This window comes from Kitasatospora sp. NPDC056181, from assembly GCF_042266225.1.
GTDB lineage: Bacteria > Actinomycetota > Actinomycetes > Streptomycetales > Streptomycetaceae > Kitasatospora.
The window spans coordinates 1-13,540 of the sequence record NZ_JBHJUK010000097.1 but is presented as its reverse complement, the minus strand read 5'-3'; the positions used below and the strand labels follow the sequence as shown (position 1 = coordinate 13,540).

The window sequence follows — 13,540 nt, the reverse complement described above, 5'->3', positions numbered from 1 at the left end:
AGTGCCGCCCGGTCAAGGAGGACCCGTGTTCAGCACGATGCAGGACGTACCGCTCACCGTCGCCCGGATCCTGAACCACGGGGCGACCATCCACGGGCGGTCGACGGTCACCACCTGGGACGGCACCGGTCCGGTGGTCCGGACGTACGCCGAGGTCGGGGCACGGGCCGCGCAGCTGGCGTGCGCGTTGCGGGACGAGCTCGGAGTGACGGGCGACGACCGGGTCGCGACCTTGATGTGGAACAACGCCGAACACCTGGAGGCGTACCTCGCGGTGCCGTCGATGGGCGCGGTGCTGCACACGCTCAACCTGCGGCTCCCGGCGCAGCAGCTGTCGTTCATCATCAACCACGCCGCCGACCGCGTCATCATCGTGAACGGCACGGTGCTCCCGCTGCTGGCCGCCGTTCTGCCGGAGCTCGGCCCGACGCTCAAGCACATCGTGGTCAGCGGCCCGGGTGACCGGTCGGTGCTGGCCGGCTTCGCCGGCGCCGTGCACGAGTACGAGGACCTGATCGCCGGCCGGCCGGCCGAGTACCCCTGGCTGACCGACATCGACGAGCGCCAGGCCGCCGTGCTCTGCTACACCTCCGGCACCACGGGCGACCCGAAGGGCGTGCTCTACAGCCACCGCTCGGTCTACCTGCACTGCCTCCAGGTCAACTCCGGCGACAACTTCGCCTTCACGCCGCGTGACACCGCGCTGCCGGTCGTCCCGATGTTCCACGTGAACGCCTGGGGCATCCCGCACGCCGCCTTCATGTCCGGCGCCGACCTGCTCATGCCGGACCGCTTCCTCCAGCCGAAGCCGATGGCCGAGATGATCGCCGCCGTCCGGCCGACCGTCAGCGCCGCCGTGCCGACCATCTGGAGCGGCCTGCTCGACGAGCTGGACGCGGGCGACTACGACACCTCCAGCCTGCGGATGGTCGTCATCGGCGGTTCGGCCTGCCCGCCCTCGCTGATGAAGGGCTTCGAGGAGCGCCACGGCATCCGGGTCGTGCACGCGTGGGGGATGACCGAGACCTCGCCGCTCGGCTCCTTCGCCCAGGCGCCGGGCGGCCTCACCCCGGAGGAGGAGTGGCCGTACCGGGTGACCCAGGGCATCTTCCCCGCCTCGGTCGAGGCCCGGCTGATCGGCCCGGGCGGCGAGCGGATGCCGCACGACGGCGTCTCGGCGGGTGAGCTGGAGGTGCGCGGCCCGTGGATCGCCGGGGCGTACTACGGCGGCGCCGACCAGGACCCGCAGCGCCCGGAGGACAAGTTCTCCGAGGACGGCTGGCTGCGGACGGGTGACGTCGGCACCATCACCGCGGACGGCTACCTGACCCTGACCGACCGGGCCAAGGACGTGATCAAGTCCGGCGGCGAGTGGATCTCCTCGGTGGACCTGGAGAACCAGCTGATGGCCCACCCGGAGGTCGCCGAGGCGGCCGTGGTGGCGGTGCCGGACGAGAAGTGGGGCGAGCGGCCGCTGGCCACCGTCGTGCTGCGGCCCGGTGCCACGGCCGGGCTGAAGGAGCTGCGGGCCTTCCTCGCCGAGCGGATCGCCTCCTGGCAGCTGCCGGAGCGCTGGGCGATCGTCGAGTCGGTGCCGAAGACCTCGGTCGGCAAGTTCGACAAGAAGGTGATCCGCGCCAGCTACGCCGCCGAGGAGCTGGACGTCACGGTGCTCGGCAAGGAGTAGCCGGACACCCGACGCAACGGGCAGGCCGGACACGGCTGAGGGCCGGTCCCCCCACACGGGGTGACCGGCCCTCAGCCGTGTCGGCAAACGATCAGCCCCGAGCCGCGAGTCGCGAGTCGCGAGCCCTTGGCCCCGAGCCGCCAGCCGCCCCCGCCGCCAGCCGCCGGCCGCCGCCGTCAGCCGGCGGCCGCGACGCCCGCCTCGCCCATGGTGCCGATCCGCCCGAGGAGGTCGACGATCCGCGACTGCACGTCCGCGCTGGTCGAACGCTCGGCGAGGAAGAGCACCGTCTCGCCGGTGCGCAGCCGGGGCAGTTCGCGCGGGTCGAGGTCCACCGAGGTGTAGACGACCAGCGGAGTGCGGTGCAGCCGGTCGTTGGTGCGCAGCCAGTCGAGCAGGCCGACCCGGCGGCGGCGGATCTGGAAGAGGTCCATCACCACCAGGTTCGGCTGCACGCTGCTGGCCCGCGAGACGGCGTCGTTCTCGTCCACCGCGTGCTCGACGTGCATGCCGCGCCGCTCCAGGCTGCTGATCATGGCGGCGGCGATGTCCGGGTCGCCCTCGACCAGCAGGACGCGCGGGGCGTGGTGCTCGCCGTCGCGCGGGGCGAGCGCCCGCAGCAGGACGGCCGGGTCGGCGCCGTACGCGGCGTCCCGGTTCGACTGGCCGAGGCCGGCGGTGACCAGCACCGGGACCCGGCTGTTGAGCGCGGCGGTGCGCAGCGACTGGAGCGCCGTCCGGGTGATCGGGCCGGTCAGCGGGTCGACGAAGAGCGCGGCGGGGAAGCCCGCCACCTGGGCGTCCACCTCCTCGCGGGAGCGGACGATCACCGGGCGGTAGCCGCGTTCCTGGAGGGCCAGCTTGGTGGCCGGGTCGGGCTCGGGCCAGACCAGCAGGCGGCGCGGGCCGCCGTCCCCGCCGGGGGCGGCCTGCGCGGGGTGCTCGGCGGGGTCGTCGTGGCCGGCTGCGGGCAGCTCGGCCATCGGCCGGGGCGCCGGACGGGCCTCCGGTACGGCGGGCAGCTGCGGCGCACCGGCCGGGAGGGCCGGGGCACCGGTCTCCGGGGCAGGTCCGGACGGGATGCCGGGCACACCCGGGGACTGGAGCGGGCGCGGCGGCGCCAGTTCGGCGAGGCCGGTGCCGACGGGCCGCGGACCGTTGCCCTGCCCGGCCGCGGCCGGACCGTCCGCCGCCGGGGCGGGCAGGGCGGGGCGGGCGGGGGCGAGTGCGGTGGAGGCGGCGTCGGGGGCGGCCGGTCCCTGGGCCTCGGCGCCGGGGCCGGGCGGGACGGCCAGCCTGCGGCGGCGTCCGGTCGGGGCGGCGGCCGGTTCGGGCAGCGCGGGTGCCGGCCCGGCGGGCAGCGCGTGCTCCAGACCGGGGTAGACGGTGGAGGGGTCGGGGACGCCGGGCAGGGCGAACCCGCCGGAGGAGTCCTCGTTGGCCGGCAGTGCGCGGCGCCGCCGGGACGGCTTCGGCTCCTGCCCGCCGTCCGCCCGTCCGGTCTCGGCGCCGACCGCGGTGCCGCCCGCCGGAGTCCCGTCGACGGGGGTGCCGCCGGCCGGAGTCCCGTGGACCTGGGTGCCCCCTGCCGGGGTGCCTTCCACGGGAGTCCCGACCGCCGGCGTGCCGTGGGCCTCTCCGGCGGGCGCGGGCGCGGATACGGGCGTGGGCGCCGGGCCGAGCGCGAGCGGTCCACGCGGACCGGCCGCACCCGCCTCGGCGGCGCGGTGGCCATCCGGCCGGCCGCCCTGGCCGCCCTGGCCGCCCTGGCCGTCCGGGCGGCCCAGGCCGTCGACGCCGTCGACGGGCACGGCGTACGCGGTACCGGAGCGGCCGTCGTCCTTGCCCCACGGGTCGGTCGGCTGGGCGGTCGGACCGCCGAGGCCCGGCCGCCCGTACACGGGGTCGTTGCCGGTTCCGTGCCACTGCTCCGGGACGGCCCGCTCGACCCGCGCCGGGGCGTGCGGCCACTGCTCGGGGGTGGGAGCGTCACCCGTCGGAGCGGAGGACGGAGTCGCGGACGGAGCGCCGGACGGGTCGGAGGACGCCCCGGACGGCGTGCCGGCGGGCACGGACGAAGGCGCGGCGGCGGGAACGGGCGGCTGCTCGACGGCGGGTCGGCCCCGGCGCCCGCGCCGCTCGGCCACGGGTTCCTCGGCGGGCTGGTCGCCCGCCCGCCGCTCCGCTGCGGGCTCGGGGTCCTTGCCGCCGCCCGGCGCCGCCTCGGCGTCGTCCTCGGGGTGCCGCGCACTGGGCAGCTGCGGGATGCCCGGCAGGTCCGGCAGGACGGCGGAGTCGCTCTCCTTGGGCCGGTCCGAGCGCCCCTCGGCCGACGCGCGCTCGGCGGCGGCCTTCGCGGCGGCCGGATCCAGCGGCAGCTCGACGACGTAGGTGGTGCCGGCCTTGCCGGGCAGTTCGTGCGGCTGGAGCACGCCGCCGTGCCGCTCGACCACCGCGCGGGCGATCGGCAGGTGGACGGGGCTGCCGCCGCGGCCGGGGCCGCGGATCTCCACCCGGGCGACGTCGCCGCGCTGGGCGGCGGCGAGCACCACCATCGGCGCGTCGTCGCCGCCGGGCGGCAGCGCCGCGGTACCGGGGGCGGCCAGGCCGGGGGAGGTGACGGTGGGCGGGGCGTCCAGCGAGAGTGCGACCCCGCTGACGTCGGCGACCAGGTGGGCGAGCGCCTGGGCGAGCCGCTGTTCGTCGGCGATCACCTCGACGGCGGCGGCGTGCACGGAGAACCGCACCCGGCCGGCGCCGACCAGCTCGCCCGCGTGCTCGACGGCCTGCCGGACCACCTTGTCCAGGGCGACCGGGACGCGCTCGGGGGCCTTCTTCCCGCCCTTGCCGTCACCGGTGCCGTCGCCCTTGCCGCCGTCTCTGCCGTCGCCGGGGCCGCCGGACGCGGAACCGGACCCTGACCCCGACTCGCCGGCCTCGGAGCGCTGGTGGGCGAGCACGCCGTCGATCAGCTTGCCGAACCGTCGGCACTCGTCGGCCAGCCGGCGCAGCGTCCAGTTGGCCTCCGGCCAGAGCTGGCCGGCCGGGTCGGCGGCGAGCGCGTCGATCCGCCGGTGCAGCGCGGTCAGCGCGCCGCCCAGCTCGCTCTCCAGGACGGCGGTGAGGTGCTCGTTGCGGGCGACGAGCGCCAGCTCGCGGCTGCGGTCGGTGAAGGTCATCACCGCGCCGACCAGCTGGTCGCCGTCCCGGACGGGGGCGGTGGTGAGGTCGACGGTGACCGGTCGGCCGTCCTTGCGCCAGAGCACGGTGCCGCGCACCCGGTGCTTGCGTCCGGAGGTGAGGGTGTCCAGCAGCGCGGACTCCTCCAGCGCCAGCGGGGTGCCGTCGGCCCGGGAGTGCTGGATCAGCGGGTGCAGCTCGCGCCCGCCCAGCTCGCTCGCCCGGTACTCGAGGATGTGCGCGGCGGCCGGGTTGACCAGCACGCAGCGGCCTTCGAGGTCCACGCCGAGCACGCCCTCGGCGGCGGCGCGCAGGATCATCTCGGTCTGCTTGTGCTGGCGCCGCAGCTCGGCCTCGACGCCGAGCCGGCTGGAGAGGTCACGGACCAGCAGCAGGAGCAGGTCGCTGGCGGAGGGCCGGGAGCCGTCGCGGTACGGGTCGTAGGGGACGAGCGGCGAGAGCGCGTAGCCGCGGCCGTCGCCGGAGCGGGCACCCGACCCGTCGTCGGCGAAGTCGTTGCCGGAGACCTCGACCGGGAAGGTCGTGCCGTCGGTGCGGCGGGCGGTCATCCGCACCGGGCGGTCGAGGGCGTCGTCCTCGCGCGGGGTCGGCCGCATCGAGCCGGGGATCCGGCTCGGGTCGAACTCCGGCAAGAGGTCGAGCACGCCCATGCCGACCAGCGAGGTGCCGGGCGCCTGGAGCGCCTGGACGGCTGCGTTGTTGGCATCGACGACGGTGCCGTTGCTGTTCACCAGCAGCAACGCGTCGGGCAGGGCGTCGAGTATGGCGGCGAGGCGAGCAGCGCCTCGGATCGGCCTGCTGCTCACGTCGACAGGTCTCCTCGGCTCAGGGCAGCTCCTCCGGAGACGGCAGTATCTCATTCTTCTTTGCGGTGGGGACGACCCGCCTAGTAACGTTGGCGGTGGTTGGTGCCGAGCCCTTGGGTTGTGGCATCATCTCAGGCACACGGAGCGGGTCCGCCACGCGGGCACGGTTCATGTGGGGAGGCTTCGCCTAGTCCGGTCTATGGCGCCGCACTGCTAATGCGGTTTGGGTCTTAAAGCCCATCGAGGGTTCAAATCCCTCAGCCTCCGCCAGCCGGGAGCCCCGCCGACGATCACGTCGGCGGGGCTTTCCGCATTTCCGGGTCGGGATCCGGCCGGTGGGTCCGACAGGTCCGGCACCTTCGACGCCTTCGGCACCTCAGGCAGGTCCGACCGGTCCGGTCGGCGCTCCGGGCGTGCGGGCGGGAGCAGGTGTCCGGGGTGCCCGGATCAATCGATTTCGCCCCACGTCGCAGGTCATGTAATGTTGTCCCCGCACCGCCCCGGTGGCACATTCACCAGGGCGAGCGCTCATAGCTCAACGGATAGAGCACTTGACTACGGATCAAGAGGTTGCAGGTTCGAATCCTGCTGAGCGCACCAAACCCCGCAAGACCGGGTCCGCCCGGTACTTGCGCTCATAGCTCAACGGATAGAGCACTTGACTACGGATCAAGAGGTTGCAGGTTCGAATCCTGCTGAGCGCACCAGCGAGAAGCCCCCGGCCACCGGCCGGGGGCTTCTCCCGTTTCCCGGGCCTTCCGGGCCGCTCACCCCAGCTCGGCGTGGTTGATCCGGGGCACGTCGCGTTGGTCGGGAAGCCGGTCGGAGGAGGTCAGGGGCCCGGCCCGGTTGAAGGCCGCCGACGCCGGGGCCCGGTCCGGCTGCCCGCCGAGGTGGACGTCCCGGCCGGACCGGTTCCCGTGCCGCAGAAGCGTGTCGTGGACCAGCCCGGTCGCGCCGTTCCGTCCGCTCCCCGGGCTGGGGCCGCCGGCAGCACCCGGAGCCGGTCGTTCCGGGCGAGCAGCCGCTCGACGACGCCCGGGTCGTACTGGCTCGCCGTCCGAGCCGGCGGCGAGCACCCCGGTGACGTCGTGGAGGGGGCGTTCGGCGGTGAGCTGCTCCAGCAGTGCCGGGGTCTGCCCCAGCCGGTGAAGGCCTCGGTCCACGCCTTCTCGGTCTCGGGCGTTCAGTGGTGGCCGGAGAGGTGCCGCACGGCGGCGATCGGACTGGCTCCGATCGCCGGGGTAGTGCTCGGGCGCGGCCGGGAACCTGCGGTGGTCGTGTCCGGGAGCCCGGAGGTGCCCGGCGAGCTGTTCGACGCTCTCCAGCCGCAGCGCGACCTGGGTGAGAGCGACGAGGAGCCGCTCCCGCTGCTCGGCCGTCTCGGCGGGGAAGAACGCCCGCATCCCGGGACTGTGCTCGAACAGGTGCTGGTGGGAGTACCCGGCGACGGCGGGATCGTGGGGTTCGACGACCGCGAGACTGTTCCTGGTCAGGACGGGGGCAACTGCCACGGGGCCCGACGCTGGTGAGTGGTCGACCGAGTTGAACAGATCCGCCGGATGAATGGTCAGGCGCCGCACACTGGCGTCCGGTTGGAATCACCGGGGCACCGGGTCACCGGGTCACCGGGGGCACCGGGGCTCGCCGGGATTCATCGGTATTCCCCTCGACATGCCGCCCAATGGATGAAATGCGTCCCCTTCAGTTACATCCTGTCCTGCCGGTCGGATAACCGCCGATCGGGTGGGATGCGGCCATGAGTGCAGGTGTCGCAGTATGACCGGCCCAGGATCGTGATTCCGTTTTGTCGCATCTTGTGCCCAGACTGCGGAGCCCCTGGTGACTGGCCACCGGCCCTGGCAGCCGACACCGAAGGAGAGCCGGATGAGCCGACGGATTCCCCGCGACGCCGCCCTGTCCGCACCGGCCCCGCACCGGTGCGGCGCCCGGGCGGGAGGGGTGCGGCGGCTCCGGTTGGCGGCGGCCGGAGCGTCGGCGGCACTGGCGGCCGGCCTGCTGATCGGCTGGAACCCGCCGCACTCCGCGGCCCAGCAGTCGCCTGACGCCTGGTCGGGCGACCGCCGGGCGGTCCTGCCCTCAGGTCTCGCCGTCCAGCTCGATTTCTCCGCCGCTCCCGGAGTGGCCGTCACCGCCGAACCCGGTGAATTGGCCGACCGCGCCGGGGGCGGCCGGGCGGCCGCCCTCTACACCGACGGAGTCCGGCCCGGAGATCCCGCGCAGGCCTTCCGGATCGCGGAGGACCGTCCGCAGACGGACGGTTCCTGGCGAACCGTCGGAACGCTTCAGATCGGCTTTTCCCGGGCGGTCCGGAATCCCCGCCTGCATCTCAGCGGACTCGCCGGAATCGTCGCCGGGAAAGGCGGCGCCATCGGCACCGCGACCCGGCTGACCCTCACCGGCGGCTCGCCGGCCGCCCCCACCCTGGTCAACCGGACCGACTTCCCCGGCTGGACGGTCGACGGGAACACCCTCGCCCCCGCCGGGGCGGACGGCGGCGCCGACCCCTCGAACGGTTCCGCCGCCGAAGGCAGCCTGGAGCTGGCTGGCACCTTCCGCACCGCCGTCTTCCGCGTCGAGCAGCGCTCCACCGCCCGGGACGGCTCCACCGCCGCGCCGCAGCCGCTCGTCCTGGCGGCCACCGTCACCCTGGACGAGGGCGTCGGCACCGCCCCCCAGGGCTACGGGAACGCCTCCCACCTGCTCTCCGACCTCTTCCTCGGCGCGGACGCCACGACCCCGGCCCGGTTCGCCCGTCGGCCCGCCACCACCGCGCGGGGGCAGGCGGACGAGCCGCTCGTCCAACTCGACCACGGAGCCGCGCGGCGCAGCGTCTGGGCGAACCCGGCCCCACCGCAGCTCCAGCCCGGGCGCGGCGAGTACCAGGGCGCCGACCCGGCCGTCAGCTACCCGACGGAGGCGGCGATCGGCCACTACTACCGGCTCGTCGTACCGGTCGCGGTGAGCGGCGCGTCCGCCACCCTGGCCGGCTGGGTCGACTTCGACCACAGCGGGCGCTTCGACCCCGCCGAGCGGGTGCAGGCCGAGATCCCGGCGGGCGCCGACACCGCCGCCCTGGAGTGGACCGTCCCCGCCGGCGCCGCGTCCGGGGAGACCTGGGCCCGGCTGCGGATCGGCCGGGATGCGACCCAGCTGGTGCCGCCCGGCGGCTTCGCCGATTCCGGGGAGGTCTCCGACCAGCGGATCCGGCTGAACGTGGGCGCCGCCCGGCCTGAGATCGCGATCCCGGTCGACGGCAGCGTGGTCTCCGACGCCCGTCCGCAGGTGCGCGGCGAGGGCGCCGTGGCCGGTGCGACGGTGGAGGTCCGGGACGGTGACGCGGTGCTCTGCAAGGCCCGGGTCGAACGGGGCGGCGACTGGTCCTGCCGACCGGGCAGCCCGCTCGGTGCGGGGGCGCACAGCCTGACCCCGGTTGAGACGACCACCGGCGGCGTGGTGCTGCGCGGCGAGCCGGTCCGGATCACCGTGAAGACCGCGCCGCCCGCCGCCCCCGTGCTCAGCCTCCCCGAGTACACCAACGACCCGGGTCTCCAGCTGACCGGCACGGGGGAGCCGGGCAGCACCGTCTCGGTGGCCGACCAGCCGGCCGGGGGCCGTGACGGCGCCGCCGCCGAGCTGTGCAGCACGGCGGTCCGGTCGGACGGCGGCTGGGCCTGCCTGCCGGTCGAGAACCTGGCGGACGGGCGGCACCAGCTCACCCCGACCGCCGTCGACGCCGCCGGGAACCGGAGTCCGGGCCGGTCCGCCGCCCTGGTCGTCGACACCGTCCCGCCGGACCGTCCGGTGCTGACCGCGCCGGTCGCGGGCGAGACCGTCCGGGCCGCCAGGCCGAAGTTCGCCGGGCGGGCGGAGCCGGGGGCCAAGGTGACCGTCACCGCCCGGTCGGTCGGCGCGGCCTCGGCCGAGCGGATCGTCGCCTGCGGGGTCACCGCCGCCGCGGACGGCGGCTGGAGCTGCACGGCCGGCCGGGACCTGGCGGACGGCGATCAGTGGTTGGTCGTCACGGCGACCGACCTGGCGGGCAACGGGACGGCGGCCGACGCGGTCACCGTCAGGGTCGTGGCGGCCGGGGCGCCGGCGGCCACGACGGCCCCCACTTCGGTGGTGCCGAGCCCGGTGACCCCGAGCCCGGTGGTCCCGACCGCGGAGGCTTCGGCGGCGGTGCCTGTGGTGACCGGCGCTCCGGCGGCGCCTGGTGTTCCGTCACCTGCCGCACCGTCACCGGTGGGGCCGGGCTCTCCGGTGCCGTCGCCGGGGACGCCTGCGCCGGGGACGCCTGCGCCGACCGCTCCCGCGTCGCCCGTTCCCTCGCCCTCCGCGTCCCCGACCCCGGCGGCCGCGCCGACGGGGTCCCCGGTGCCCGTGCCGACGGTGTTGCCCACGACGTCGGTGCCGCCGACTCCGCCTGTCCCGTCGGTTCCCGGCCCCGAAGCCGCGCTGGAACCCGTCCTGCCCGGCCTGCTGCCGATCGTCGTCCCGGCGGTCGTCGACCCGGTCGGCCGTCCGGCGATGCCCGTGGCCACGGCCACCACCTCGGTCGGCGTAAAGCCGGGCCAGATTCCGAGCCCGAGCCCGATCTCCGGCGTGAGCCCGAGCCCGAGCCCGACCGCCGGCTCGTCCGCCGCGCCGTCCCCGTCCCCGTCCGCTTCCCTGGCGTCTCCGGTGTCCCCGGGCTCTCCGGGATTCCCGTCCGCACCCTCGTCCTCCCCGTCCACCGGGGCGGCCGCCGCCCCGGCGGCAGCCCCCGGTGCGGCGCAGCCGGTGTCTGCCGGACAGGTGTCCGCCGAGCCCTCCCGGGCGCTGGCCGCGCCGCCGGCCGGGCAGTCCGTCGAGACCGGGACCGTCGCGCCGCCGGCCGGGCAGTCCGTCGAGGCCGGGGCCGCGGCGTCGCAGGTGGCGTCCGACCGGTCGCGGTCGGACGGCTGGCGCGGCGGCCTCGCCGGTGTCCTGCTGCTGCTCACCGGTGTCGGGCTGATCACCCGCCGGGTCTTCTCCCGTGGCCCCGGCGCGCCGCGGCGCTGAACCATTCAGACCATTCGCTCATGTGCCTGCGCGTCAGGTCGGCTTCGGATGATTCGTCAGTAAATGTCGACACGCTCTATCTCAAATGTCGCATTTGATGACGTATGAACTTAGCCTGACTCTGGCACTGCCCGTCAGATCCGGGCCGCCCGTTGCGCGACACACCGAACCCGAGGATCCGTGCATGGACGTCACCCGCGATTCTTCGCAGCGACCCGACAACCTGCCCAAGGCACCACCGCCGGCCCTGCCGGAACGTTCCGCCTCCGGCTCCAGCCCGCTGGTGAGGACGGTGGCCAGGGCGTCGGCCACCCGAACGGCGGCCACGCCGGCACCCAAGCCCGCCAAGCCGGCGGACGACGGTCCGGCCACCACCCCGTTGGCGGTGGTCCCCGGTCCGGTGGTCACGCCCGCCGACCTGCGGGACCCGCTGGAGACGGGGCCGGAGACCGTGGAGCTCCCGGAGGCCACCCCGGCCGGCGCGGTCGCCGCCGCCACCTCCCGCCGCCCCCCGCGCGCCGACCAGGCGCTGCGCGAGTACGGTGCCACCGCGCTGCCCGGCTGGATCGCCCTGCTGGCGGTGCTGGTCGGCCTGGCGGCCGTCGTACTGGTGCTGTTGCACGCGGGCGTCATCCCGCACTGGGACGCGCTGCCCGATCTGCGCGGCACCGCTGCCCTGGACGGCGGCCGGGCCGAGGTGGACGCCAGGTCGATCGCCGCCGTCACCGCGGCGGGCCTGCTGGTCGTCTTCTCGCTGGCCGGGCTGCTGGCCAACGCGGGTGGTGAGACCCGGGTGCTCAGCCGCTGGGGCCGCTACCGCGGCACCGTCCGGCGGACCGGACTGGTCTGGGTCAACCCGCTGCTCCGCCGTCGCCGGGTCGACGTCCGGCTGCGGCACTGGCGCAGCGAGCCGGTCAAGGTGGTGGACCGGACGGGCACGCCGATCGTCGTCCGGCTGCTGATCGTGTGGCGGGTCAAGGACAGCGCCCGGGCGCTGCTGGCGATCGACGACCACGAGGGCTACCTGCGCGCGCAGGTGCAGGCGGTGCTGACCCGGACGGCGTCCACGCTGCCGTGCGACAGCAACGCGGCGCCCGGTCCGGCCCTGCGGGACGGCCAGTGGTTCGCCGACGAGATGACCCGGGCGTTGGCCGCCGAGGTCGCCCCGGCCGGCCTGGAGGTGTACTCGGTGCAGCCACTGGCGCTGGACTACGCGCCCGAGGTGGCCGAGTCGATGCGCCGCCGCCGGCTGGCCGATCTGGACGCCGGCCTGCGCACGGTGCTGGTGGACGACGCGGTGGAGGCGGCGGCGCTCGCCGTCCGCCGGCTGGAGCGCGCCACCGCGCAGGAACTGGACGAGGCCGCCCGCAGTGCGCTGATGGAGCAGTTGCTGGTCGCCTTCGTCGCCCCGGCCGGAGTGGCCGCCTCGGTACCGTCCCCGGCCGCCCGGGCCGGGCGGAAGGAAGGACGACCGGCATGAGGATAGCCACCGGCACGGAAGCCGACTTCGGGACGGACTTCGTCCCGGTGTCCGGTGCGAAGCCCGACGCCGGGCGCGAAGCCCGGCTCGATCCCGAGCTCGACGCGGACTTCGGTGCGGAGTTCGCCGGCTTCGACGCCGACGCCGCGCTGATCGGCTTCGAGGAGAGCCTCGGCAGCGTTCCCGCGATGGCGGGCTGCGCCTGCCCGAACTGTGTGCTCCGGCCGCGGTACGCCCGCCCGGCGGGGGCCGGGTCGTCCGGGGCGTCCGGCGGCGGACGAATACACCGCGCCGTTCGGAACACCTGCCTGGCGACCACCGTGCTGGCCGGTGCCGGCGTGGTCGGTCTGACGGCCGGGGCCGGGTCCGCGCACGCCGCGGCCGGGAAGCAGGGCTGGGACGGTTCGAAGTACTGGTTCAAGAACAGCGCCGGTGAGTGGCGGTATACCAGCCACTACGACGTGTACCTGAACCGCACCGGCCAGTCCGGCGGCAAGACGGCCGCCTCCGGCGCCGCCTCCTCGGGTTCCTCGGGTTCCAAGGCCTCCGCTTCCAAAGCCCCTGCCTCCAACGGTTCGGCCGCGTCCGCGGGGATGCGGCAGGGGTGGGACGGTTCGAAGTACTGGTTCAAGAACAGCAGCGGCGAGTGGCGGTACACCAGCCACTACGACGTGTACCTGAACCGCACCGGCCAGTCCGGCGGCGGTTCGGCCCCCGCGCCCGACCGGCCCGCGAGCCGGCCGGACCCGGACGACGCGCCGGACTCCGGCAGCGTCGAGGCGGCGATCGACTACGCACTCGCCCAGCTCGGCAAGCCGTACGTCTGGGGCGGCAACGGCCCGTCCGGCTTCGACTGCTCGGGGCTGGTCCAGCAGGCGTACCGGCGCAGCGGGATCAGCCTGCCGCGCGTGGCCGACGACCAGTACGCGGCCACCACCCCGATCGGCGCGGGGCAGCTGCGCCGCGGTGACCTGCTGTTCTGGTCGGACTCCGGCCGTGCCTCCGGCATCCACCACGTGGGGATCTACCTGGGGGGCGGCAAGTTCGTCGAGGCGCCCCGGCCGGGCAAGGCGGTACGGGTCTCCACCATCAGCAGCGGCTTCTACCCGACCCACTTCGGCCGGCCCTAGCGCCGGGCGCCCAGCACCGGGCGTCCAGTACCGGGCGCCGGCACGGCGCCGGCACGGCAGCGGCACGGCGGCGGGGGGCCCCGCCGCGGCCGCGGGGGGGGGGCGGGGGCGGCGGCGCCCGGCGCCGCGCCGGGGGTGGTTACAAAAAAAAGGAACACCGACACAGATAGTA

The 13,540-nt window shown here is 75.4% G+C and carries 6 protein-coding genes and 3 tRNA genes; 7 read left to right on the top strand and 2 right to left on the bottom strand.

Annotated elements, in window-relative coordinates; all coding sequences use genetic code 11:
* Positions 1-25 precede the first annotated feature (25 nt).
* Positions 26-1,687: a long-chain fatty acid--CoA ligase gene (locus ACFC1F_RS29580; protein WP_209416441.1), complete on the top strand. Its 1,662-nt coding sequence runs from the start codon at positions 26-28 to the stop codon at positions 1,685-1,687.
* 176 nt (positions 1,688-1,863) lie between these two features.
* Here ACFC1F_RS29580 and ACFC1F_RS29575 read toward each other — a convergent pair whose 3' ends face one another.
* A complete protein-coding gene (locus tag ACFC1F_RS29575) occupies positions 1,864-5,694 on the bottom strand; it encodes a PAS domain-containing protein (protein WP_376162835.1) in 3,831 nt (1,276 codons plus the stop codon).
* Positions 5,695-5,870: 176 nt separating this feature from the next.
* Between ACFC1F_RS29575 and ACFC1F_RS29570 the strand changes: the two genes are divergently transcribed.
* The 3 genes from ACFC1F_RS29570 (at position 5,871) to ACFC1F_RS29560 (ending at position 6,401) form a co-directional block, all read left to right on the top strand.
* Positions 5,871-5,964 (top strand) — tRNA-Ser (locus tag ACFC1F_RS29570).
* 254 nt (positions 5,965-6,218) lie between these two features.
* Positions 6,219-6,294 (top strand) — tRNA-Arg (locus tag ACFC1F_RS29565).
* A 31-nt stretch (positions 6,295-6,325) separates the two neighbouring features.
* Positions 6,326-6,401, top strand: a tRNA-Arg gene (locus tag ACFC1F_RS29560).
* 60 nt (positions 6,402-6,461) lie between these two features.
* Here ACFC1F_RS29560 and ACFC1F_RS29555 read toward each other — a convergent pair.
* Complete coding sequence (locus ACFC1F_RS29555) at positions 6,462-7,208, bottom strand: hypothetical protein (RefSeq protein ID WP_376162833.1); 747 nt, start codon at positions 7,206-7,208, stop codon at positions 6,462-6,464.
* A 373-nt stretch (positions 7,209-7,581) separates the two neighbouring features.
* On the opposite strand from ACFC1F_RS29555, the gene ACFC1F_RS29550 reads away from it, so the two are divergent.
* From ACFC1F_RS29550 to ACFC1F_RS29540, 3 genes are all read left to right on the top strand, one after another.
* Positions 7,582-10,758, top strand: coding sequence for an Ig-like domain-containing protein (locus ACFC1F_RS29550; RefSeq protein WP_376162831.1), 3,177 nt, complete (start codon positions 7,582-7,584; stop codon positions 10,756-10,758).
* A gap of 184 nt (positions 10,759-10,942) precedes the next feature.
* The gene (locus tag ACFC1F_RS29545) at positions 10,943-12,238 is read left to right on the top strand and encodes an SPFH domain-containing protein (protein WP_376162829.1); all 1,296 of its coding nucleotides are present in this window, start codon (positions 10,943-10,945) and stop codon (positions 12,236-12,238) included.
* The gene (locus tag ACFC1F_RS29540) at positions 12,235-13,368 is read left to right on the top strand and encodes a C40 family peptidase (RefSeq protein WP_376162827.1); all 1,134 of its coding nucleotides are present in this window, start codon (positions 12,235-12,237) and stop codon (positions 13,366-13,368) included. Before ACFC1F_RS29545 ends, ACFC1F_RS29540 begins: the two co-directional genes overlap by 4 nt.
* The last annotated feature ends 172 nt before the right edge of the window (positions 13,369-13,540 follow it).